This window comes from Bradyrhizobium erythrophlei, assembly GCF_042430365.1.
Taxonomy (GTDB): Bacteria; Pseudomonadota; Alphaproteobacteria; order Rhizobiales; family Xanthobacteraceae; genus Bradyrhizobium; species Bradyrhizobium erythrophlei.
Genome location: NZ_JBHMET010000036.1, coordinates 37,634 through 59,695, shown reverse-complemented (window position 1 = coordinate 59,695; position 22,062 = coordinate 37,634). Strand labels below are relative to the sequence as shown.

The 22,062-nt window shown below is 66.6% G+C and carries 26 protein-coding genes and 1 pseudogene; 16 read left to right on the top strand and 11 right to left on the bottom strand.

The window, feature by feature from the left end:
* Positions 1-184: 184 nt before the first annotated feature.
* Both ACFFWD_RS05485 and ACFFWD_RS05480 read right to left on the bottom strand, forming a co-directional pair.
* On the bottom strand, positions 185-682 hold the full coding sequence (locus tag ACFFWD_RS05485) for a peptide deformylase (protein WP_376962249.1): 498 nt from the start codon (positions 680-682) through the stop codon (positions 185-187).
* A 53-nt stretch (positions 683-735) separates the two neighbouring features.
* On the bottom strand, positions 736-2,172 hold the full coding sequence (locus ACFFWD_RS05480; protein WP_376962247.1) for an MFS transporter: 1,437 nt from the start codon (positions 2,170-2,172) through the stop codon (positions 736-738).
* A gap of 119 nt (positions 2,173-2,291) precedes the next feature.
* Between ACFFWD_RS05480 and ACFFWD_RS05475 the strand changes: the two genes are divergently transcribed.
* Entirely contained in the window at positions 2,292-3,215 is a 924-nt protein-coding gene (locus tag ACFFWD_RS05475; RefSeq protein ID WP_376962245.1) for a LysR family transcriptional regulator, read from the top strand.
* A gap of 13 nt (positions 3,216-3,228) precedes the next feature.
* On the opposite strand, the pseudogene ACFFWD_RS05470 reads toward ACFFWD_RS05475, so the two are convergent.
* Positions 3,229-4,145, bottom strand: a pseudogene (locus ACFFWD_RS05470) (LysR family transcriptional regulator).
* A gap of 212 nt (positions 4,146-4,357) precedes the next feature.
* Here ACFFWD_RS05470 and ACFFWD_RS05465 point away from each other — a divergent pair.
* Positions 4,358-5,875, top strand: a complete 1,518-nt coding sequence (locus ACFFWD_RS05465) for an MFS transporter (RefSeq protein ID WP_376962243.1) — start codon at positions 4,358-4,360, stop codon at positions 5,873-5,875.
* Between the two features lie 37 nt (positions 5,876-5,912).
* On the opposite strand, the gene ACFFWD_RS05460 is transcribed toward ACFFWD_RS05465, so the two are convergent.
* Positions 5,913-6,818, bottom strand: a complete 906-nt coding sequence (locus ACFFWD_RS05460; RefSeq protein ID WP_376962241.1) for a LysR family transcriptional regulator — start codon at positions 6,816-6,818, stop codon at positions 5,913-5,915.
* A 132-nt stretch (positions 6,819-6,950) separates the two neighbouring features.
* Here ACFFWD_RS05460 and ACFFWD_RS05455 point away from each other — a divergent pair, with 132 nt between their 5' ends.
* The 5 genes from ACFFWD_RS05455 to ACFFWD_RS05435 are packed head-to-tail and all read left to right on the top strand — an operon-like array spanning position 6,951 to position 10,443.
* Complete coding sequence (locus ACFFWD_RS05455) at positions 6,951-7,169, top strand: DUF1127 domain-containing protein (RefSeq protein WP_376962239.1); 219 nt, start codon at positions 6,951-6,953, stop codon at positions 7,167-7,169.
* Positions 7,135-7,710, top strand: coding sequence for a GNAT family N-acetyltransferase (locus ACFFWD_RS05450; protein WP_376962237.1), 576 nt, complete (start codon positions 7,135-7,137; stop codon positions 7,708-7,710). The genes ACFFWD_RS05455 and ACFFWD_RS05450 overlap by 35 nt, the downstream gene beginning before the upstream one ends.
* Positions 7,707-8,954 carry an MFS transporter gene (locus ACFFWD_RS05445; protein WP_376962235.1) on the top strand — a complete coding sequence of 416 codons (1,248 nt, stop codon included), beginning with the start codon at positions 7,707-7,709 and terminating at the stop codon, positions 8,952-8,954. The genes ACFFWD_RS05450 and ACFFWD_RS05445 overlap by 4 nt, the downstream gene beginning before the upstream one ends.
* Before the next feature lie 12 nt (positions 8,955-8,966).
* The gene (locus ACFFWD_RS05440; RefSeq protein WP_376962234.1) at positions 8,967-9,254 is read left to right on the top strand and encodes a hypothetical protein; all 288 of its coding nucleotides are present in this window, start codon (positions 8,967-8,969) and stop codon (positions 9,252-9,254) included.
* A 22-nt stretch (positions 9,255-9,276) separates the two neighbouring features.
* Complete coding sequence (locus ACFFWD_RS05435) at positions 9,277-10,443, top strand: M20/M25/M40 family metallo-hydrolase (protein ID WP_376962232.1); 1,167 nt, start codon at positions 9,277-9,279, stop codon at positions 10,441-10,443.
* A gap of 79 nt (positions 10,444-10,522) precedes the next feature.
* Here ACFFWD_RS05435 and ACFFWD_RS05430 read toward each other — a convergent pair whose 3' ends face one another.
* Positions 10,523-10,867: a cupin domain-containing protein gene (locus ACFFWD_RS05430; protein WP_376962230.1), complete on the bottom strand. Its 345-nt coding sequence runs from the start codon at positions 10,865-10,867 to the stop codon at positions 10,523-10,525.
* Between ACFFWD_RS05430 and ACFFWD_RS05425 the strand changes: the two genes are divergently transcribed.
* Positions 10,866-11,771, top strand: a complete 906-nt coding sequence (locus ACFFWD_RS05425; protein WP_376962228.1) for an ABC transporter substrate-binding protein — start codon at positions 10,866-10,868, stop codon at positions 11,769-11,771. The two genes, ACFFWD_RS05430 and ACFFWD_RS05425, sit on opposite strands and share 2 nt — an antisense overlap.
* A 198-nt stretch (positions 11,772-11,969) precedes the next feature.
* The gene (locus tag ACFFWD_RS05420) at positions 11,970-13,181 is read left to right on the top strand and encodes an MFS transporter (protein WP_376962226.1); all 1,212 of its coding nucleotides are present in this window, start codon (positions 11,970-11,972) and stop codon (positions 13,179-13,181) included.
* A gap of 28 nt (positions 13,182-13,209) precedes the next feature.
* On the opposite strand, the gene ACFFWD_RS05415 is transcribed toward ACFFWD_RS05420, so the two are convergent.
* Together ACFFWD_RS05415 and ACFFWD_RS05410 are read right to left on the bottom strand one after the other, a co-directional pair.
* The gene (locus tag ACFFWD_RS05415) at positions 13,210-13,860 is read right to left on the bottom strand and encodes a Vgb family protein (RefSeq protein ID WP_376962224.1); all 651 of its coding nucleotides are present in this window, start codon (positions 13,858-13,860) and stop codon (positions 13,210-13,212) included.
* Positions 13,861-13,895: 35 nt separating this feature from the next.
* On the bottom strand, positions 13,896-15,116 hold the full coding sequence (locus ACFFWD_RS05410) for a winged helix-turn-helix domain-containing protein (protein ID WP_376962222.1): 1,221 nt from the start codon (positions 15,114-15,116) through the stop codon (positions 13,896-13,898).
* 91 nt (positions 15,117-15,207) lie between these two features.
* Between ACFFWD_RS05410 and ACFFWD_RS05405 the strand changes: the two genes are divergently transcribed.
* On the top strand, positions 15,208-15,978 hold the full coding sequence (locus ACFFWD_RS05405) for a DUF899 domain-containing protein (RefSeq protein WP_376962220.1): 771 nt from the start codon (positions 15,208-15,210) through the stop codon (positions 15,976-15,978).
* Positions 15,979-15,997: 19 nt separating this feature from the next.
* On the top strand, positions 15,998-16,273 hold the full coding sequence (locus ACFFWD_RS05400) for a hypothetical protein (protein ID WP_376962218.1): 276 nt from the start codon (positions 15,998-16,000) through the stop codon (positions 16,271-16,273).
* Positions 16,274-16,278: 5 nt separating this feature from the next.
* Here ACFFWD_RS05400 and ACFFWD_RS05395 read toward each other — a convergent pair whose 3' ends face one another.
* Positions 16,279-17,361 (bottom strand): adenylate/guanylate cyclase domain-containing protein, encoded by a 1,083-nt coding sequence (locus tag ACFFWD_RS05395; RefSeq protein WP_376962216.1) that lies wholly within the window; start codon positions 17,359-17,361, stop codon positions 16,279-16,281.
* Between the two features lie 87 nt (positions 17,362-17,448).
* On the opposite strand from ACFFWD_RS05395, the gene ACFFWD_RS05390 reads away from it, so the two are divergent.
* Positions 17,449-17,907, top strand: coding sequence for an SRPBCC family protein (locus ACFFWD_RS05390; RefSeq protein WP_376962214.1), 459 nt, complete (start codon positions 17,449-17,451; stop codon positions 17,905-17,907).
* 11 nt (positions 17,908-17,918) lie between these two features.
* Here ACFFWD_RS05390 and ACFFWD_RS05385 read toward each other — a convergent pair whose 3' ends face one another.
* On the bottom strand, positions 17,919-18,560 hold the full coding sequence (locus tag ACFFWD_RS05385) for an HD domain-containing protein (RefSeq protein ID WP_376962212.1): 642 nt from the start codon (positions 18,558-18,560) through the stop codon (positions 17,919-17,921).
* A 214-nt stretch (positions 18,561-18,774) separates the two neighbouring features.
* Between ACFFWD_RS05385 and ACFFWD_RS05380 the strand changes: the two genes are divergently transcribed.
* Positions 18,775-19,740, top strand: coding sequence for a GlxA family transcriptional regulator (locus tag ACFFWD_RS05380; RefSeq protein WP_376962210.1), 966 nt, complete (start codon positions 18,775-18,777; stop codon positions 19,738-19,740).
* An 83-nt stretch (positions 19,741-19,823) separates the two neighbouring features.
* On the opposite strand, the gene ACFFWD_RS05375 is transcribed toward ACFFWD_RS05380, so the two are convergent.
* Complete coding sequence (locus ACFFWD_RS05375; protein ID WP_376962208.1) at positions 19,824-20,180, bottom strand: MmcQ/YjbR family DNA-binding protein; 357 nt, start codon at positions 20,178-20,180, stop codon at positions 19,824-19,826.
* A 178-nt stretch (positions 20,181-20,358) separates the two neighbouring features.
* On the opposite strand from ACFFWD_RS05375, the gene ACFFWD_RS05370 reads away from it, so the two are divergent.
* From ACFFWD_RS05370 to ACFFWD_RS05360, 3 genes are read left to right on the top strand one after another with little or no spacing between them, the layout of a single operon-like run.
* Entirely contained in the window at positions 20,359-20,688 is a 330-nt protein-coding gene (locus ACFFWD_RS05370) for an ArsR/SmtB family transcription factor (protein ID WP_376962206.1), read from the top strand.
* Positions 20,685-21,152, top strand: coding sequence for an SRPBCC family protein (locus ACFFWD_RS05365; RefSeq protein WP_376962204.1), 468 nt, complete (start codon positions 20,685-20,687; stop codon positions 21,150-21,152). Before ACFFWD_RS05370 ends, ACFFWD_RS05365 begins: the two co-directional genes overlap by 4 nt.
* A gap of 52 nt (positions 21,153-21,204) precedes the next feature.
* Positions 21,205-21,618: a GFA family protein gene (locus ACFFWD_RS05360; protein ID WP_376962457.1), complete on the top strand. Its 414-nt coding sequence runs from the start codon at positions 21,205-21,207 to the stop codon at positions 21,616-21,618.
* A gap of 15 nt (positions 21,619-21,633) precedes the next feature.
* Here ACFFWD_RS05360 and ACFFWD_RS05355 read toward each other — a convergent pair whose 3' ends face one another.
* Positions 21,634-22,047, bottom strand: a complete 414-nt coding sequence (locus ACFFWD_RS05355) for a GFA family protein (RefSeq protein WP_376962202.1) — start codon at positions 22,045-22,047, stop codon at positions 21,634-21,636.
* Between the last annotated feature and the right edge of the window lie 15 nt (positions 22,048-22,062).

Below are 22,062 nucleotides of genomic sequence, written 5' to 3'. Positions count from 1 at the left end.
TTTTGTTGCACGGGACCCATGGGTGCAATCGGCACCCGGCTTTCCCTGCGCCCTCTGTTCGATGAGAGGGCGGAACGAGATGCATAACTCGGGCGGTTCACGTCGCGAGGATGCGGACGCTTATCCCTATCGCTGTTTGACAATTGAATCGGAGAACGTGCGTCCTGTACGGCGCGCCGACGAGCTAGCTCCGCGACATCTTCTCAAATCGCTTGACCAGCCGCTCGCGCTTGATGCGGGACAGCCGCTTGACCCAGAACATGCCGTTGAGCTGATCGATCTCATGCTGGTGGCAGACCGCGCGCAGGCCTTCGGACTCCTCGGTTTGCATGTTGCCGTAGACGTCCTGATAGCGGATCCGGACGCGGGCATGTCGCTCGACCTCGTCATTGACGCCGGGCATCGAGACGCTGCCTTCCCGATGCAGGATCATCTCGGGCGAAGTCCAAACGATCTCCGGATTGACATAGGTCCGCGCGCCGTCGCTGTCGTCGAGGTCGAGCACCACGACGCGCAGGGAAACGCCGATATGCGGCGCGGTGATCCCGATGCCGGGCGCGGCGTGCATGGTCTCGGTGAGGTCGCTTGCGAGTTCGCGAAGCGCGTCATCGAACATGGTGACGGGCTGCGCGGGGAGCGCGAGCCGAGGGTCGGGGTAGCGGATGATCGGACGGATGGTCATGAGTCCCATCCTATGTCGGCGCGCGCCTTTGGGCTATCGCTGCCGATCGTCGTTCACATTCGTGTTGCGCGGGATAGCCATAGCGACAGCCCGCCGGCCAGCGCCAGCAGCGCCACGTTGCAGCCGAGCGCGATCGTGAAGGCGTGCGCGTAGGCCTCGGTATCCGGCCGCGGCCCGAGCAGGCCATAGAACACACCGCCGATGACAGCGACGCCGAGCGCGGCGCCGATCTGGAAGGTGGAGATCATCATCCCCGAGGCCAGCCCGGCATAGCGCGGGTCGAGGCTGCCGATCACGGCCTTGATGACTGACGGCATCACGGTGCCGAAGCCGAGGCCGGCGCAGACGAGGCCGATCTCGAGTCCGCGCGGAATCACGCCGCCGACCACGAGCATCATGCCGCCGAAGCCGACGACCTGCAGGCCAAAGCCCAGCGTCAGCGCGCGCGTGCCGAGCCATTGCATCACGTGAGCCGACAGCAGCGAGGCGACGAAGAAGCCGGTGGCGAAGGGGAGCGTGGCGAGCCCGGCGTTCAGCGGCGTCTCGTGCAGTCCATTCTGCAGGTAGACCGCAAAGGTGAGATAGAACGAGGACAGCATGTAGAAGGCGAGCGCCATCACGAGGCCGATCACGAAACCGGCGTTGCGCATTAGATGCAGCGCCACCAGCGGATCGCCGCCGCGGGCCGACAGGCGGGCTTCGAAGCGAATGAAGGCGATGAGCGCAACCGGCGCGGCTGTCAGCATCGCGATGATCCAGGCCGGCCATCCGCTCTCGCGCCCTTCCACCAGCGGATAGACGAGCAGGCCAAGCGTGAGCGACAGCAGGATCACGCCGCCGACATCGAGCCGCTCTGCACGCTCGGCGCGCGAGTCGGTCAAGAAGACGAGGCCGCCGATGAACGCGGCAAGGCCGATCGGCACGTTGATGAGGAAGATCGCCTGCCAGGCGAGGCCGAACGGATGAGACGACACCAGGACGCCGCCCAGCACTTGGCCGCAGATATTGGCGAGGCCGAAGGTCGCGCCGTAGAAGCCAAGCGCGCGGCCTTGCTCGGCGGCGGGGAACAGCACGCGGATCGAGGCCAGCACCTGCGGTGCCATCACGGTCGCGGTGAGGCCCTGCAGGATCCGCCCGGCGACCAGCGCCGCGGGCGACCAAGCGATGCCGCACAGCACCGAGGCGACCGTGAAGCCGGCGACGCCGAAGAGGAACATCCGCCGGCGGCCGAACAGGTCGCCGAGCCGGCCGCCGGTGATCAGGAACACCGCGTAGGTCGCCGCATAGGCCGAGATGACGAACTGCGCCTCGCTCGACGTCGCGCCGAGGTTCTCGCGAATCGCCGGCAGCGCCAGGTTGACGACGTTGAAGTCGAGGATCGGCAGGAAGGCGCCGGTGAGCAGCACCGGCAAGGCGAGCCACCGCCGCGGCGCTCCCTTGGCTTGGCCGGCATATTGGAATTCCGAATGTTCGACAGTCTCGCTCGTCACGCTGCACCTCGCTGCATCATCGACGCCGGCCGAGGCCGTGATGGCCGATCGACCCGGGTTATCTGGCCTGTTCATTGGCGATCAGCTATCATCGAGTTCGGCCAACGGACTTTGCAAAAATGCACAATCCCCTGGACTGGAGCGATCTGCGTCTCGTGCTTGCGGTGTTTCGCGAGGGCTCGCTCTCCGGGGCCGCGCGCCGGCTCGGCGTCACGCATTCGACAGTGTTTCGCCGGCTCGGCGCCATCGAGGCGACGATGGGCACGCGGCTGTTCGAGCGCTTCCGCGACGGCTATGCGCCGACGCCAGCCGGCGAGACCGCGGCGGCGACGGCGGCCCGCCTCGAGGATGAGGTGCTGACGCTCGAGCGCAAGCTGTCGGGCCAGGATCTGCGGCCGTCAGGCACGGTGCGGATCACCACGACGGATACGCTGGGCGCGCTGCTGATGCGTCATGTCCCGGCGCTGCGCGCCCAGCATCCGGACATCCGGCTCGAGATCGCGATCTCCAACACGATGGCGAACCTGACGCGGCGCGAGGCCGAGATCGCGATCCGGCCGACGCCGGCGCCCTCGGAGATGCTGGTCGGGCGGCGCATCGCCGATATCGCGCACGCGGTCTACGGCTCGCGCGCCTATCTCGCCCGGTGCGGCGCGAAGGACTTGTCCGGCCATGACTGGATCGGGCTCGACGACGCCCTTGCCGGCACCGTGATCGCCGGCTGGATGCGCGACAAGCTGGGCACGGCGCCGATCGCCTGCCGCGTCGATGCGCTGCCGGCGCTGCGCGACGCGGCGCTTGCCGGATTGGGGCTTGCGCTGCTTCCGTGTTACGTCGGCGATCTCGCGCCCGGGCTGCGCCGCGTCACGCCGAAGGCGTTGGCCGAGCCGCGATCGGCGCTCTGGCTGTTGACGCATGACGATCTGAAGCGCACCGCGCGCATCCGCGCCACGCTGGATTGTCTCGCCAGGGCGTTCGCCACGGAGCGCGGGCTTCTGGAGGGCAAGCGTCCCGACGCCGCGGCAACCCGCGCGCGACGATAGCGCGCGGGCGCGATCACACCCGCGTGGCGCCGTTCAGCTTACGGGGATTGCGGGCACCGCTCGCGATGGTCTCTGCAGTTGCCGGCGGACGGTGCTCGCGAAACGCGGTCGCAAGCGTTCGCAGCGCGGCGCGCGACTTCGCATCCGACAGCGTCGAGAGCAGCACGATCTCGGATGCGGGAAGGGCTGGCAGGCCGAAGCGCCGGCTCACCTCGACCGTGCCGGGCGGCGTCAGGCGGCGGGAGAACACCGAGGTGGCAAGGCCCGCCGAGACGGCTTCGGCGACGGCAAAGGAACCACAGCCGAGGAACACCACGGTCCATGGGATTGCTGCCGCGTCGAGCGCACGCGTGGCGATGTTGAGCACCCCGCAGGACGGCGATGAGGCCGCCAGCCGCAGCGGCTCGCCGTCGCGATGGACGAAGTCCGGCGTGGCAAACCAGCCGAACTGATCCGTTGCGAGGACCTCGCCGTCGCGGCGATCGTCCTCGCGGCGGATGATCGCCGCATCGATGTCGCCGCGATCGAAGGCGTCGAGCAGGTCGCGGGAGTCGTCGAGCCGTACTTCGATGGTGAGTGCCGGATCGTGGGCATGCAGCCGTGCCAGCAATGTCGGAAGCTCCGGCCCGCCGACATGGTGGCGATGCCGAGCGAGAAGCGGCGGCGGCCGGACGATAGTCCGGCGACGGCGCGGTCGTGTGCGGCGAGCAGGTCGCGTGCGGATTCGAGGAACACCGCGCCCTGCGCCGACACACGCACCAGCCGCGGCGTCCGCTCGATCAGCCTGTGCCCGACGCGGTTTTCCAGCCGCTTCAGCTTCACGCTGATCGCCCCTTGCGTGGTGCCAAGCGCCTCTGCTGCGCGCGTAAAACTCTGGAGATCGGCGATCGCCACGAAGGCCTTCACCGCGTCGACGTCGAGCGTGGTCATGCGAACCATCCGGTTTTGTTGTCGCTGAAATATATATTGATCCAATTCTAAAATGATCAAGCGCTGCCTAGCTTGCGCCGCATGACATCGCGGCGCGCGGGTTTCCCGCCGCCGCTTCAACTGATCGTGCGCCAGGCGGGATGTCGCTGCTGCCAGTACCCCGGCAGCAGCGAGGCTATGTCATTGGCGTCGTAACTGCGAAAGGCCGAACCATGCCCACTGAACTGAGCCGTCGCGGCACCGTTGTGCTGTCCGCCATGTGCCTTGCGTGCCTGATGTTTGGATTGGAGATCTCGAGCATTCCCGCGATCCTGCCGACCCTGGAGCAGGTGCTGCACGCGGATTACAAGCAACTGCAATGGGTGATGAACGCCTACACGATCGCGGTCACGACCGTGCTGATGGCGACAGGCACATTGGCCGATCGCTACGGGCGCAAGCGGTTCTTTCTGATCTCGGTTGCCGCCTTCGGCCTCACCTCGTTGCTATGCGGCGTCGCCGGCAGCGTCGCCCCGCTGATCGTCGCACGCTTCCTTCAGGGGCTCAGCGGCGGCGCGATGCTGATCTGCCAGATCGCGGTGCTGTCGCACGAGTTTCAGGGCGGGCGCGTGCGCGCGATCGCCTGGGGCTGGTGGGGCGTGATCTTCGGGATTGGTCTCGGCTTCGGGCCGATCATCGGCGGCGGCATCGTCGCGGTCTCGAGCTGGCAGTGGGTGTTTCTCGTCCACGTGGTGCTTGCGGTGCTGACGCTCGCGCTCGGCGTGACCGGCGTGCATGAATCGAAGGATCCGCAGCCGGGTCATCTCGACATCGCGGGCATCCTGACGCTGTCACTGGCGGTGTTCTGCCTCGCCTTTTACATCACCCAGGGACCGGATATCGGCTTCGCCAGCCCGACCGGCCTTGCGGTCCTCGGCTCGTCGGTCGCGAGCCTCGTCGCCTTCGTGATTGCCGAAAGGGTCAGCCCACGGCCGATGTTCGATTTCTCGGTGTTCCGCATCCGCCCGTTCTCCGGCGCGATCGTTGGCTCGTCGGCGATGAACACGAGCTACTGGCCGTTCATGATCTATCTGCCGATCTGGTTCCAGTTCGGGCTCGGCTACGACAGTGTGTTCGCCGGCATGGCGTTGCTGGCCTATACGCTGCCAACGCTGGTGATGCCGCCATTCGCGGAGCGGCTGTCGCTGCGCTATCAGCCGAGCCTGGTCATTCCGGCCGGGCTGTTCACGATCGGCCTCGGCTTCATCCTGATGAAGTTCGGCAGCGCCGCCAGCCAGCCGAATTGGCTGACCATGCTGCCGGGGTGCCTGATTGCCGGAATTGGCCTTGGCATCACCAACACACCGGTCACCAACACCACAACGGGATCCGTTTCGAGCGACCGCGCCGGCATGGCGTCGGGCATCGACATGAGCGCGCGAATGGTCGCGCTCGCCGTCAACATCGCGGTGATGGGCTTCATCCTGGCGAGCGGCGTGCAAGCGCATCTGCGGGGCGCGATCCCCAATCTGGGGGCTTCCGAGCTGCATCGTCTCGCCGAGCAGATTGCAGCGGGGAACGCCGTATCGATGCCCGGACTGTCGCCATCCGTCGTGCATGCGGCGCTCGTGAACGGCTTTGGCTGGGTGATGCTCTATGGCGGCATCGGCGTCTGGATCATGGCGGCGATCAGCTTCATGATCTTCAACCCGCGCTCGCTCGCGGAGGCCAAAGTTCAGTGCCCGGAGTAAACCGGCGCGGGGAGGCGGTCATCACCCGGGGGCAGCACTATCCCAGGTGATGGTCGCCTTTCTGCGAGATCGCCTTCAGGGCGGCCAGCGTCTTTCTCAATCCGCGATCAAGCCGCTTGTCGCGGCGAACCACGACCGCGAGCCGACGATGGAGCTTTGGCGACAGCGACCGCACGACCAAATCCCGTTGCCTGCCTTTCGCTGACAACGCCATGCCCGGAAGGATCGCGCAGCCCAATCCGGCGCGCACCATTTCCTTGATGGCCTCGACGCTGCCGAGGGACATCAGCGGTTTGATCGATACGCCGCCGCGCGCCAGCCACTCGTCGGCAATGCGCCGGGTGTGTCCGCCGGGCTCGAACAGCAGGACCGGCCTGGTCGACAGAACCGCTGGCGTAATCCGCGCAGGCAGCGGCATGGCGGCGGGAGCGATCAGGACGAACTCGTCGTTCAGCACGGGCGTGATCTCGAAACTTCGCCCGGACACTGGCATCGTCACCAGCCCGATATCGATCGTGTTGTCCTCGATCGCCCTGGCGATCTCGGCCGTGTTTCCCGTCGTGACCGTGATCTCAAGGGCGGGGAACGCCGTCCGCAGCTCCCTCAGAATCGGCGGCAGTAGGAAGATGCATGCGGTGGCGCCGGTCCCCAGTCGAACGCGTCCCGCAGTTCCGGTTGTATGGTTCGCGACGGCGTCGACGGCCGAGGCGACCGCGGTGTTGATCTGCTGCGCGTGCGCCAGCAACGCCGTCCCGGCGGCCGTCGGCCGTGCCTTTCTCCCGACACGTTCGATCAGCGTCGCATTGAGGCTTCTTTCGAGCTGCCGAACCTGCAGGCTGACCGCGGGCTGGGTGAGCTGCAGCCGTTCGGCGGCGGCCGAGAAGCTGCCGCACTCGATCACCACGAGGAAACTCTGCAAATAGTCGAGATTGAGGTTCTTCATCAAAGTATCTCTTATGCTCGGCATAAGTTTCCAAAGCTTCCTTTATATAACGTGGACCGGCATGCTTGGGCAATGCGAACGGCTTCTTCCGGTTTCACGAGATCAGGGCGAGCATTGTGGGGCGTCGCGACGATGGGCGATTTTCTGATCGAGCTGGCGCGCTACCTCACGGCCTCGCCGCACTCGCGGATCCGGCGATGGGCGGCGTTGCGTGAGCTGGATGATCATCTGCTCAGGGATATCGGGCTCTCGCGATGCGAGGTCGAACGGGGGCGGTGCTGCGCGCAAGGTGAAGGTCGACTGAAGGGAGACTTGGATGAGAGCGGCGGCGAGGGCGGCGGTGCATCGTGACATCACGATCCGCGATGCGACGGAAACCGACATGGCCGACGTGCAGCGGATTTACGAACATCATGTGCTGCACGGGCTGGCGAGCTTTGAAGAGGTGCCGCCGACCGTCGAGGAACTGCGCACGCGCCGTGCCGCCGTGCTGGCCGCAGGCCTGCCGTATCTCGTGGCCGAGATCGATGGACGCGTCGCCGGCTATTCCTACGCGACATCGTACCGGCCACGGCCGGCCTATCGCCATACGATCGAGGACTCGGTCTACGTGTCCGAGGCGATGCGTGGACGTGGCATCGGCGCGGCGTTGCTGCGGGAATTGATCGCGCGCTGCGAAGCAGGGCCGTGGCGGCAGATGCTCGCCGTGATCGGCAACAGCGGAAACGCCGGATCCATCGCGTTGCACGGCCGCCTGGGTTTCCTGCCGGTGGGTACGCTGTGGTCGGTTGGCTTCAAACTCGGGCAATGGGTCGACACCGTCCTGATGCAGCGGGCGCTTGGTCCGGGTGCCTCCGCAGCTCCGTCTGGCACCGGAGAGTTTCCGAGGTGATCGCACGCCGGGTCGTCGTCGCCCTCGGGCTTGGCCAACTGGTATCCTGGGGCGTCACCTACTATCTGATCGGAGGCTTCGGCGAGCAGATCGCTGCCGATCTCGGCTGGAGCCGTGACGTCGTCTACGGCGGCTTCGCCGCCTCGCTACTGGTGATGGGGTTGAGCTCACCGCTGGTCGGCAGGTTGGTCGATCGCCGTGGCGGCCGGGACGTCATGGTGGCGGGCGCCGTCGTGAATGCCGCCGGCTGTGCCGGTCTCGCTTTGTCGCATCACGTCGAAGCGTATGTCGGTTCGTGGATCGTCCTCGGTCTCGGTATGAGAATGACGCTCTACGATGCCGCCTTCGCGGCGCTGGCCCGGATCGGCGGGGCGGGCGCGCGCCGCGCAATGTCGGAGATCACGCTGCCCGGCGGATTAGCCGCCACGGTGTTCTGGCCGCTCGGACATATTCTCTCGGAGCAATTCGGCTGGCGCGCGGCGTTACTCGCCTATGCGGGATTCGCGGTTCTGACGGTTCCGCTCTATTTGACGATTCCGGGCCGGCGATATGCCGGTCGACCGCGCGCTGACGCCGCGGGACCAAGGCGGCCGCTGGCGGCGAGCCGGCAGCAGGTCGTCCTCGCAGGAGGGCTCTATGCGGTGATTGCCACGGGCGCCAACTTTCTCAACGCGGGCATGTCGGCCCACATGATCGCAGTCCTTGCCGGCCTGGGGTTGAGCGCCTCGGTGGCCGTGTGGATCGCGACGTTGCGAGGGGTCGGGCAGTCTGCGGCGCGCCTTTGCGAAGTGCTGTTCGGCCGACGGATCGATCCTGTCGAACTCAATCTCTTGGCCTGCCTGATCATACCGGTGTCCTTTATCGCCGGGTTGCTCAGCGGGTCCTCACGGGAAATGGCGATTGCGTTCGCGCTGTTGTACGGCGCCTGCAACGGCATCCTGACGATCACGCGGGGGACGCTGCCGCTTGTTCTGTTCGACCATCGCAGTTACGGCACGCTCGTCGGCCGGCTCATCGTGCCGAGCTTCGTCCTGCCTGCGGCGGCGCCGCTGATCTATGCTGTTGTCATCGACCGGCTGGGCAATGCAGGGGCGTTGTATTTGTCGGCCGGCATTGCCATCGTGACGTTGGCTGCGGCGTTCCTCCTGAGGGTTCTGTATCCGAGGAGCGGTCCGGAGGCCGAGCCTGGTCCCCGTGTCGTGTGCGCTGAGCGCGCGGGGAAAAACAAAACACAAGGCGCATGAGGAAATGAAACTATGACATTGCAGATCAAAGGTCGTCGCCTTGCGGCACTGGCCCTTGCCGCGGGGCCTCTCGGCGTGGGGACAGGCCATGCAGTTGCGGAATCCGCCGCTCCTTCGCAGGGAGACAAGACCGTTGCGTTGCTGAAGAAGCTGATCGCCTTCGATACGTCAAATGGGCCGGGAGACACGCGTGCGCTGGCGGAGTACCTGAAGTCGCAGTTCGAGCCGCTCGGTGCCAAGGTCGACATCATCGTCGCTCCCAATGGAAAGGCGGCTCACTTCATCGCGGCTGCGCGGTGACGGCTCCAGGAAGCCGGTCCTGTTGGCCGCTCACGCCGACGTCGTTCCGGTCGAGCGCGAGAAATGGCCCGAGGAGCCGTTCGCCGGCACCGAGAAGGATGGCTTCGTCTATGGACGAGGCGCGATGGATTTCAAGGGTGGGCTTGCCGTGTTCGCAAGCGCCGTGATGCGGCTTGCGGAGGAGAAGACGTCGTTGGCGCGCGACGTCATCCTCCTGGCGGAGGCCGACGAGGAGCAGGGGCAGTACCATACGAGCTGGCTGGCAAAGGATCACTGGGACAAGATCGATGCGGAGTTCGCGCTGAACGAAGGCGGCTACGTGCTGCAGCGGCAGGACGGGACGGTACGGCAGATCAACGTCACGACGGCGGAAAAGCTCTCCGTCACCTTTGCGCTGAAATCGACCGGCCGCTCCGGGCATTCCTCGCGCCCGCTCCCGTCGGGGGAGATGGCAAACGATCGCTTGATCGCGGCTCTGGCAAAGCTCGCGGCGCGCGATCCGATGGTCAGGATCGTGCCGGCGACCGAGGCCTACTTCAAGGCACTGCTCCCGATCAGCTCTGCCCAAACGGCGTCGGACATCAAGCTGCTGCTGGACGCGAAGGATCAGGGTGCACTCGAAGCGGCAGGCAAGAAGCTTGTTTCCGACAATCCCAAGGACGGCCTCCTGCTGCACGCGCTGCTCCGCGATACGATGGTCATCACCATGATCGAGGCCGGCATCAAGCCCAATGTGATCCCCGGTGACGCGAAGGCGATCGTGAACACCCGGCTCTTGCCGGGGACGACGGCGGATCAGATGATGGCGGAGATCAGGCGCGTGATTGCGGATCCGGAGATCGACGTCAGCATCGTGACGCCCATGGCCCAGAAGGAAGCCGCGGACTACTACCGGAAGCGTGCGAACACTCCGGCTTCGCCAGTCAACACTGCACTTTACGAAGCGCTTGACCGCAACGCGAAGCGGGTCTGGAAAGACGCCGTCCTGGTGCCGACGATGTTCGAGGCAGGAACCGATGCAACGGCCTGGCGGGAGCGCAACGTTCCCGTCTATGGCATTTACCCGTATCCGCTGGACGATGACATCCTGAGCCGGATGCACGGCAACGACGAGCGGATCGGCGTCCACGCCATCCGGCAGGGGACCGAGTGGATCTACAACACGCTTCTCGAGGTGGCGAAGAAATAGCTCGCCACGTGGGAGCAGGCCAGGGCCGCGTCGACATGCAGGTCGACGCGGTCGACGGCAGACGAGACGCAATCGCGCATCACTTGACCAACGTCAGCAGCGGTTTGCCCTTCTCGACGATGTAGGTCGCAAGCTCGCTCGCGGGGGTGCTGCCGACATTTCTTGCTGCATGGACCGTACCGGCAGGGATGAACAGCACGTCACCGGCCTGCAGCGTCACCGGCGGCTTGCCCGCGACCGCGTATTCCAGTGAGCCTGACAGCACGTAGATGATCTCTTCGCCGGGATGGGTATGCTGGCCGAACGCCACGCCCGGTGCGAGATCGACGCGCACCTGCACCGCTTCGCGGCCGGGAGCGCTGAGGTCGTGCCGCTGCAGGTCGATGCGCGTCACGCCGGCCTGTTGCGCCTGCGCGGTGGGCATGGTCAGGAGGCTGCCGGCGATCAGAAAGGACGGCGTCCTGGCGGTGGTCGGACCGATCACGTCGCGAAACCTGAACGCGATCGTGCCGATCGCCGAAAACCTGAAGACGCCGCTGCTCTACGCCACGAACTACGAAGGTGGCAAATGTAGCCGGTACCTGTTTTCGTTCAGCACCGTTCCGAACCAGGAGCTGGGGCAGTTGCTGCCCTACATGACGCAAACCTTCGGCAACAGCTATTTCCTGCTCGGCGCCGACCGGGTCTGGCCGCACCAGATGTTGGACATCGCCCGGCCGCTGATCGAGCAACTCGGGGGTAAGGTCGTCGGGACGAAATACACGCTCGGAACCGAGACGGATTTCACGCCGCTGATCAGGGAAGTCGCCGCGAGCAAGGCCAAGGTGCTGCTGTTTGCGCTGAAGGGCGACGGCATCGATTTCATCCGTCAGGCGGACGAGCAGGGATTGCTGAAGGACGTCACTGTCGCTTTCCTCGGTCTGTCGGAGATCGATCTCGGCATTTTCCGCGGCAAGGGCCAGAACATGTATGCGGTGGTGCCGTCGGTCGCGGCGAGCGACGATCCCGTGGTCAAGGTGTTTGTCGCAAAGGCCCGCGCCGAAGCCGGTGCGGATGTCGCCGTGTCGAACTATGTCGTCACGCATTACAACACGCTGATGGCGCTGAAGGCTGCGATCGCGAAGGCCGGCAAGGTCGACAGGGAAGCCGTCATCGATGCCATGGCCGGGCTAACGATCCCGTCGCCGACCGGACCGGTGACGCTCGGCCGCGATCACCACGCCGCAATGAGCATGTTCATCGCGAAGACGGAAGGCGCCGCCCTCGTGCAGGTCCGCGCGCTTGGCGAGATCGCCCCGCAGCCCGGATGCAAGCTGGCGGACCGCTGATCGTCCTGCCAGGCAGGGGGCCTGGGAGACCGTCGCTTCGACGGCGATCGGGTCGCGCGCTACCCGCTTTGATAGTCTGCATGCTGCGCTAGACGCCGCCACGCTCGCAAAAACGTGAGCGGGCGGCGGCGCAGCCTGTCGGTTCCGGCAGGTCCCGTTCGTCTTCCACCCGGAGAGACCTGCATTGGAGATCCGGAAATGACCAATTCGCACTATCGCTGGGTGATTGTCGCAGCCGGTGGCCTGCTCGGCTGCGTCGCGATCGGCGGCATGTTCTCGCTGCCGGTGTTCCTGCAGCCCATGGCGCGGGAGACCGGCTGGTCGGTCACCGGCATCTCCAGCGCCATGACGATCGGGTTCCTCGCGATGGCGTTCACCAGCATGATCTGGGGTACGCTGTCCGATCGGTTCGGGCCGCTGCCGGTGGTGCTGACGGGGTCGGTCGTGCTGGCGGCGAGCCTCGCACTGGCGAGTTTCGCGCCGTCATTGCTCGTGTTTCAGTTCGTCTTCGGCGTGATGGTCGGCGGCGCCACCGCGGCGATCTTCGCGCCGATGATGGCCTGCGTCACCGGCTGGTTCGACACCCATCGTAGTCTCGCCGTCTCGCTGGTGTCGGCGGGCATGGGCATGGCGCCGATGACGATGTCGCCGCTCGCGGCCTGGCTCGTCTCCAATCATGACTGGCGCACCTCGATGCTGATCGTGGCCGCCGTCGTTGCCGGCCTGATGATCCCGGTGTCGCTCCTGGTGCGGCGACCGCCGGCGCTCCAGGTCGCGCAATCCGCCGCGCCCGGCAACGGGGAGCCGGAGATGTCGCTCGCGCAGGCGCTGCGCTCGCCGCAGTTCATCATTTTGATCGCGACGAATTTCTTTTGTTGCGCCACCCATTCGGGCCCGATCATCCACACCGTGAGCTATGCGATCACCTGCGGCATCCCGATGATCGCGGCAGTCACGATCTACAGCGTGGAGGGGCTCGCAGGGATGGGCGGCCGCCTTGCCTTCGGCCTGCTCGGCGACCGCTTCGGCGCAAAGCGCGTGCTGACGCTGGCGCTGCTCGCGCAGGCGTTCGGCGCGCTCGGCTACGTCTTCGTGCGCGAGCTTGCTGCGTTCTACGCGGTGGCGGCGGCGTTCGGCTTCATCTATGCCGGCACCATGCCACTCTATTCCGTTCTGGTGCGCGAAAACTTCCCGCTCAGGATGATGGGCACCGTAATCGGCGGCACCGCGATGGCCGGCAGCCTCGGCATGGCGACGGGACCGCTCGCCGGCGGCCTGATCTACGACACGTTCGCGAGCTACACGTGGCTCTATGTCGGCTCCTTTGCGATGGGCCTCGGCGCCTTCCTGATCATCATGACGTTCCGCCCGGTGCCCGCGGTGGCGCGGCCGGAGCCAGTGCCGGCGTGACGCGGCGATGCACGCGGGGTGCGCGGCATCACCCGCGCGCGCTTCGCTTCGGGCGACGGACGGCGCGGACCTTGTTGCTGGTGCTGCCGGCACCGCAGAAGAACTGATCGCGTCCATCGGATTCGAGCCCGGAGACGGCCGCGCCTTTCGGCATGTCGAGACGCTCCAGCACCTCGCCGGTTAGCGGATCGATGCGCCGCACGTCGCTCTCGTCGTCCTCCGAGGTGCCGTGCCAGAGCTCGCCGTCGACCCAGGTGACGCCGGTGACGAAGCGGTTGGACTCGATGGTGCGCAAGATGGTGCCGGTCTCGGGATCGATCTGGTGGATCTTGCGGTCGCGATACTGTCCGACCCAGAGCGTGCCTTCGGCCCAGGCGAGCCCGGAATCCTTGCCGCCGCCCGGCGAGGGGATCGTCGATACGACGCGCCCGGTCTTCGGATCGATCTTCTGAATCCGATCCTCCGCGATCTGATAGAGATGGCGGCCGTCGAAGGCGGTGCCGGCATGGGCTGCGACGTCGATCGCGCGCACCATCTTGCCGCTGGCGGGATCGAAGGCGATCATCCGGTCGCCGGCCGCAAACCAGACCTGCTCCCCGTCGAAGGTCACCCCATGCACGCTCTCGACGCCGGGGAAGGGACCGTATTCACGGATGATGTCGGCGGCGGATCGCTTCATGTCGTGCTCCTGATCGCTTGTTAGGCGGCGCGATCCTAGCCGCTCGGCAGCGGTGCCGGGAGTAACAAGGTCGTCGTGAATCCCGGCACCGGCGGGGTCATCCAGCGGCGCGCCCGCCCGCGGCCGATCGATTGCACCTTGCCCGACGCCGCGAGCTCGTCGAGCGCCCGCTGCACGGTGCGCTGGCTCGCGCGGAGTGCAAGCGACAGCGCAGAACTCGACCAGGCCTCGCCGTCGGCGAGGAATGCGAACACCGCCGCGTGTTCCTCCTCGACCGGACGCGCCAGCACCACGACCTCGCGCGCGACGCGCGGCTCCAGCACGAACCCCTGCGCGGTCGCGCGCACGCCGGCGAGCGGCCGCAGCGCCCGGCGCAGCCGGCCGATCTCGACCCGCAACCGCGCGCGATGCGATTCATCGGCGTGCTTGCCGCGAAACGCCTGTGCGATCAGCGTGCCGCGCGACACGTCCTCGGGCCACGCTTCGGCGAGCGCGCGCGCCAGCGTGAACAGCACCGGTCGCCTGGTGAGAGAGACCGCCGTGCCGATGCTGCGGACGACGTGGCGGCAGGCATCGACGACGACCGCTTTTGACGCGAGCAGAGCTTCGACGTCCTCGAGCAGGAGTGGGTGCTCCCCGCCGCGTGCGATCAAACGCGCCGCGGGCATGATCAGCAGACGTGCTGTGCTTTCGACTTCAGCCGTCAACGCCGCGATGCCTGCACGCTGCGCGGCCTGTGCAGCCCGCGCGAGTGCCGCACGCGCCGCGCCGCTGCGGAGCCGTCGCATCGCGATCCCCGCGACGACGAGCTCGTGGCCGACCCGCAAGGCGGGCGGGAAGGGCGCGGGGTCGAGATCGCCAAGCATGCGCTCGGCCTCGTCGAGGCGTCCGACCAGGAGCAGGAGGCGCACCTCGAGATAGCGGGCATGGGTGGCATTCGCGGCGTCGCCATGCTTTTCGAGCGTCACGCGCGCCGCATCGAGAGTCTTCGCGGGAAAGCCGAGGTCGCGCGACACCAGGGCGATTTCGGCCTCGGCGACGACGCAGCGCGCGCGGGCCATCGGCTCGCGCGGGCCGAAGCCGCGCGCGGCACGCCGCAGCAGGTCCTTGGCGCGGACGAAATCGCCGAGCCGGCCCATCGCGATGCCGCGCAGCGCCAGCGCCGGCGCGTCGTCGCGCAGCGCGACCCGTTTCAGCGCACCGATCGGGTCACCGACGGCAAGCGCGCGCGCCGCAGCCGTGATCAGCGAGTCCATCGAAATCCCGACACACTTGTCACTCTCACCGTCCCTGCACCGGTCCTAACCTACCACGCGACGACAAACCAGCATGTCCAGGAGAAGGATCATGACCCGTCACACGATTGGAACGCGCGCGGAATGGCTTGCGGCCCGGCTGGAACTGCTCAAGGCGGAGAAGGACTTGACGCACCGCAGCGACGAAGTGGCACGGCAGCGGCAGGACCTGCCATGGGTGCGGATCGACAAGGATTATCGCTTCGACACCGACAGCGGGAGGGTGTTGCTGGCGGACCTGTTCCAGGGCCGCTCGCAGCTCCTGATCTACCATTTCATGTTCGGGCCCGACTATGCGGCCGGCTGTCCGTCCTGCTCGATGATCGCGGACGGCTTCAACGGGTATGCCGTTCACCTTGCCAACCACGACGTGATGCTCTGGGCGGTCTCGCGGGCGCCGCTTGCGAAGCTGCAGGCGTTCAAGCAGCGGATGGGCTGGAGCTTTCCCTGGGCGTCCTCGTCTCCCGGCGATTTCAACCGTGACTTCAACGTCTGGTTCACCGAGGAACAGCAGCGCACGGGCAATATCGACTACAACTACCGCCGCGAGCCGGCGTTCGTGTGGCGCGCGGGCGAAGAGGGCGGCGCCGCGGACTCCCATGCGGCGCTGGCCGGGACCGACACCGCAACGTTTCTCCGCGACCGGCCCGGCATGAGCGCGTTCGTGCGGGAGGACGGCACGATCTATCACACCTATTCCACCTATGCGCGCGGCCTCGACGGCATCTGGGGCATCTACCCCTGGCTCGACCGCGCGCCGAAGGGCCGCAACGAGGCCGACGGCGTCTGGTGGCGCCATCACGATCGCTACGACACGCGTTGATCGATCAGGAAGAGCAGCAATGACCGATCAAATGACCGTGACGTGCGAGGAGCGGCCTGCCGCGGAGAACACCGGTGCCAAGCGCGGCAACGCGGCCGCCGTTGGTGTGGCGCGCTTCCTGTCGCTCGCGGCCGCGCCCATCTTCGCGATTATGGCGCTGGTCTCTGCGTTCGGCGGACCGGTCGACATGGTCTGCGCGAGCATGCACGACGCGTCACCGCTCGGTGGAATGGTTGCGATGTACGCGCTGATGAGCGCCTTCCATTTGGCGCCCTGGCTGAGGCTTGTCAGATGATCGGTTCAATCCTCGGGCAGAGTGAACACCGCGCATGGCCGCGCGATTCCGCGCAACTCATGCGTCCCGAGCGGGACCAGCGGCATGTCGGTCTCGGCAGCGAGCGCGCCCGACACCAGCACGGTCTTCTCCAGCGGCTTGCACAGTCCTTCCAGCCGGCTGACCAGATTGACGGCCGGGCCGATCGCGGTGAAGTCGAGGCGATCGGCGGCGCCGATATTGCCCCACAGCATCTCGCCGAGATGCAGCGCGGCGCCGAACGACAGCGGTGGCAGGCCGTGCTTGCGCCGGTCCGCATCGAGATGGGCCATTCCGACGCGGGCAGCGGACACCGCGCGGAGCGCCGCCTCGCACGCGCTGCGCGCGCTTGTCGTGACCGGAAAGATCGCGAGGATGCCGTCGCCGATGAATTTCAGCACCTCGCCGCCGAACGCATGGATCGCCCCGGCGATGCGATCGAACCAGGCATCGAGCGCCGCGATCACCTCAGCCGGTGGGTGGCTTTCGGAGAGCATGGTGAAGCCGCGCAGGTCGGCAAAGAGCAGGGCTGCTTTGATGGTCTCGCCGGTGTTGCGTCGCAACGGGGAGACAAGCACGCGCGCCGCGCTACGCCGGCCGAGATAGGCCTCCAGCGCCGCGGTCAACGTCGCGCGCGTGGCGAGAACGGCAAGCGGCGCTGCGGCGAAGCGCGCGGCCTGGCTCAACTGGTCGGTCTCGTCAGGCGTGAACGGACGCGGGCCGATCCAGCTCAGCATCGGTCCGTCTTCGCCACGGCCGATCGTGTCCTCATGGACAGGACCGGACGCGAGTTCGGCGAGCCAGCGCCGGCCGGCGGACGGCCTTGCTTCGAGCATGGCAAGTCCTTCGGGTGCAAATCCCAGCGCCTCGATGACGTCGCCGCTGTCGGCGCGCCACAGCCAGGTGCGGCGTGCAATCAGGGGGTGCGGGACGGCGAGCGTCAGCGTGCCGCCGGCGAGCGGCAGGCCGTCCGCCACCAGATGCGCGCCGAGTTCCGCAAGCAACCGGTCGGCGCCCGCGGTCTCGGCGGCTGTGTCGACGAGCCAGGAAAGCGTCGAAGGAAGCTGCATCGGCCCATCATGGGGGTGACGTGCCACCCTTGTCACGCGCTATCCCGAATTCCTAGCTATCACGGGGTGGTTTCACAGGAGGTACCGATGACAGAACCGCTCGTTGTCCGGCGCGAGATCCAGATCGCCGCTCCGCCTTCGACCGTTTTCGCGTTTCTGACCGATCCGCAGAAGATCGTGAGCTGGATGGGCCTGGAGGCTGCCACCGAGACCCATCCGGGCGGGCTCTATCTCCTCAAGGGCGTTGCCGGTGATCGCGCGAAAGTCGCGCGCGGCGCGTTCCGCGAGGTCGTTCCGGTGCATCGTCTCGCCTACACGTTCGGGTGGGAGGGCAGCGAAGAGGTGTCGCCCGGATCGAGCCTGATCGAGATCGACCTGGTCGACCACGACAGCGGCACCTTGCTGCGGATGACGCATAGCGGCCTGCCCAATGAGGCCCAGTGCGCCAGCCACAACAAGGGATGGGCACATTATCTGGGCCGGCTCGCACTCAGGGCCTCGGGCACCGATCCCGGCCCGGACGGCGGTCCGGCGCGCAGCGCGTAATCCGCGCCCGATCATCCCGGCCATTTCGAGCCGAGGATGATCGAGCAGAAGTTGATGCGGCGGTAGCTCGGATCCTTCAGCGCCAGCACGTCGGCCTTGACGTTGCCGAAGGTGGTCTGCGGCTTCTTGATGATGCTCTTGGCGAAGTGGTCGATGATATCAGCCTTGAAGTTCGCCTCGCGCGGATGATGCGCGCAGACATGGTCGCGGTGGTCGTGCGAGAAGTCGTCATAGGCGATGCCGAGCACGTCCATCTCGACGCCGGCCGTCACCAGCGCGACGGTGGGGCGCATGTATTCGGGAATGCCGGGCGTGGTGTGCAGCGCGATCGCTGTCCAGACGTCCTCGATGTCGCGCTCGGGCACGCCATAGCCTTTGAGGAAGTCGCGCGCCGCATTGGCGCCGTCGACCTCGAAGCGGAGATCGGGGCTCGAATGGGCGTCCGTCAGGCCCATGTCGTGAAACATCGCGCCGATATAGAGCAGTTCGGGATCGTAGTTGAGGCCGCGGCGATCGCCGGTCAGCGCGCCCCAGAAGAACACCCGGCGACTGTGGTTGTAGAGCAGGTCGTCCTCGGTGTCGCGGACGAGCTGGGTCGCGGCGCGGGCCATGGCGCTGTCGGGCACCCGGATCCCGGCGATGATGTCGGTCATTTCAAGGCACTCCTTCCTGTGGCAAGACGGCGCCGTGGCGTTGCTCCACGCGTGCGGCGGGCGTTCTCTGCGGCTTATCCGGAATCGCCGAGCGAAACGGTCTGCGATCCCTGGGCGACATCTCTCGGTGATCCGGCCGCCGGCCGCAACGATGGGGCTCCGCCGGATCGGGCCAACGACACGTCGTTTCGCGCCAATGAGCGGAGGGAAGGGCATGGCGGTTCAGAAGGTGGCAATCGCGATCCACGAAGGGGTGCAGGCGCTTGACGTCGCCGGGCCCGTCGACGTGTTCGCGGAGGCGAACGCCTTCGTCGCGGCCGGCGACGGCTATGAGACGGTGCTGGTGGCCGGCAACCGCGAACCGCTGCGCGCATCGAACGGCATGAGGATCGCGGCCGACCTCGGCTTCGCCGAGGCGCAGGGGACATTCGACATCCTGCTCGTTGCCGGCGGACCGGCATTGCCCGACGCCGGGCCTGATCCGGAACTGACGCCATGGCTGCGCGCGGCGCCCGGGCGCGCCGAGCTCTATGGTTCGATCTGCACCGGCGCCTTCGCGCTCGGCCACGCCGGGCTGCTCGACGGCCACAAGGTGACCACGCACTGGCAGAATGCGCAGCGGCTTGCCGCGCGCTTTCCCGCCGCCGAAGTCCTGCATGATCGCATCTATATCCGCGACGGGCGGCTGATGACGTCGGCGGGCGTCACGGCGGGAATCGATCTCGGGCTTGCGCTGGTCGCCGAACGCCACGGGCCGCAGGTCGCGGTCGCGGTTGCCAAACGGCTGGTCGTGGTCGCGCAGCGCCAGGGCGGCCAGTCGCAGTTCAGTCCCTATCTCACTGCACCGGTCGACGAGGATTCGCCGATCGCGCGGGCGCAGGCCCACATCATGCAGCATGTCGGCGCGCGTCACACGTTGCAGTCGCTCGCGGAAGCGGTCGGCATGAGCGTACGCAATTTCGGCCGCTACTTCGCGCAGGAGACGGGCATCACGCCGCACGAATTCGTCGAGCGTGCGCGGGTCGATGCCGCGCGGCGACTGCTCGAGGGCAGCGACCGGCCGCTGAAGGCAGTCGCCTATGATTGCGGCTTCGGCTCCGCCGACCGCATGCGCGTCGTGTTCAGCGAACGGCTCGGCGTTTCACCCGCACAATACCGATCGAGCTTCAGGAAGATCTGATCTCCGGCAAGGGCCGAGCATCGACAAGCCACTCGATGGCTGACCGGGTCAGCTGGTCACGCGCATCGCTGACAGGCCGAGCATTATGCCAGCCCCAATAGCTTGCGCGACTTTTGCGTCAGCTTTGCTGCGACCAATGCGTGAGCCTGGGTGAGATAGGCTGCGAGCTCGGAATCGGACAACGCGTCGTTGCCGACGAGCTGCACCCATGTGGCGCGCGCGAGATAGGGCGCCGGGCGCGCCAGGCCCTGATCGATCAGGAGCTGGTAGGCCATGGTCGAGGTCTTGAACATGAAGCCGCCGCCGGACTGCGCGACGAAGCCGCCGGCGAGCGCGAACATCTTGCCGCCGACCTTGAACACCGACGTGCCTTCCCACTGCACCACCTTGGTGACGGCGGGCAGGCGCAGGCAGCGAGTTTCGAAGGCTTTGGGGGTCATGCCGTGGCAATGGTCAGAGAATGCGCCAAGCCATAGGCCGGACGCGCAAAGGCAGACAAGTGGGCAGTTGTGGGACGGAGCGGCGTCGCGGATGGCACGCGGGTCATCCACTCACGAAAGCGTGGGCTGGCGATTAATTAGTGTTGACTAATGCATTAGTGTTAACTAATTTATCGACATGCTCGCACCCGCACCCATCGATACCGTCATGCGCGCGCTCGCCGACCCGACCCGGCGGGCCGTCTTCGAGCGCGTCGTTGGCGCGACGGAGATCACCGTGGCGGAGCTCACGCGGGGAAGCGGCGTGACCCAGGGCGCGATTTCGCAGCATCTCAAATCGCTGAAGCAGGCCGGACTGGTCGCTGAACGCCCCGAAGGCCGCAACGTCTTCTATCGCGCCGAGCCCGAAGGGCTCGCGCCGCTCGCCGATTGGATGAGCCATTACGCGCTGTTCTGGCGCGAGCGGTTCGCCGACCTCCGTACCCTCCTGAAGGAGATTGACCCATGAATGCCCCTGTGCCGATCACCGACACCCATAACATCGTCGTCGACGAGGTCTTTCCGCACGCGCCTGAGACGATCTGGAAGGTGCTGACCACGACCGAGCTGATCGCTCGTTGGCTACCGATGTCGCCGACCGGGTTCGCAGCCGAGACAGGCACGTGCTTCACGTTCCGGACCAAGCCGGCGGGCGAGTGGGACGGCACCATTCACTGCGAGGTGCTGGAGGTGGTGCCGAACCAGCGCCTCACCTATTCGTGGAGGGGCGGGCACGAGGCCAATGTCGGCTACGGCGCGCGACTGGACACCATCGTCACCTGGACGCTGTCGAGGCTCGCCGAAGGCACGCGCCTTCGCCTCGTCCATTCCGGCTTCGTGCTGCCGAGGAACCATACCGCCTTCAAGGGCATGGGCGAGGGATGGCCGATTGTCGTCCGCGACCTCGTCGCGCTCGTCGACGACAAGGCGTGACGCAGTTTCCATAAGACGCCCGACGGCGCTTTGATGACAGGAGAGAGACGTGATGAGCGAGGCCTTTACCGGCGGATGCGCGTGCGGCGCGATCCACTACAAGATCGCAGCCGAGCCGATTTTTACCAACCATTGCCAGTGTCGCGATTGCCAGCGCAAGAGCGGCACGGGGCACGGATCCTACCTCACCTTCATGCGCGAGGGCGTGACGCTGAGGGGCGAGGCGACGCATTGGGACATTATCGGCGACAGCGGCAATGTGAAGACCCGTGCCTTCTGCCCGACCTGTGGTTCGCCGGTGTACCTGACCTTTGCGGCGCGGCCCGAACTCTTCACCATCCACGCGGCGAGCCTCGACGACCCGCGGCGTTTCACGCCACAGGCCGTCACATACGCCGTGCGCGGTTACGACTGGGACCAGCTCGATCCGGCGTTGCCGAAATTCGACAAGATGCCGCCGGGGTGAGGCCAGGGCGCGGGCCTATCTCGGGGCCGGATACCACTCCGGCAATCTCCTGAGATCGGGGTCGAGATGATCCCAGGCATAGCCGCGCGAGCAGAACAGAGCGACGGCCGGCTTGAATGCTGAGGCGTCGTCGAGGCCGCCGACATAGATGCCGACGAATTCGGGACTCTTGTCCGGCTTGTTGTAGATCGGCGAGCCGCACGAAGGACAAAAGCCCTTTCGCTTGATCGTGCCGCCGTCCGAGGTTCGCGCGATCTCGCGAACCTCGCCGGTCACGGTCAACGCATCGCGCGCGAACACGAACACCGAACTGTGACCGCCGCCGGTGTCGCGCTGGCAATCGCGGCACTGGCATTGGAAGCCGCGGATCGGTTCCGCGGAGATCGTGTACCGCACCGCGCCGCAGGCGCAGCCGCCCGAGAACCCCATCGCCGGCCTCCTTCA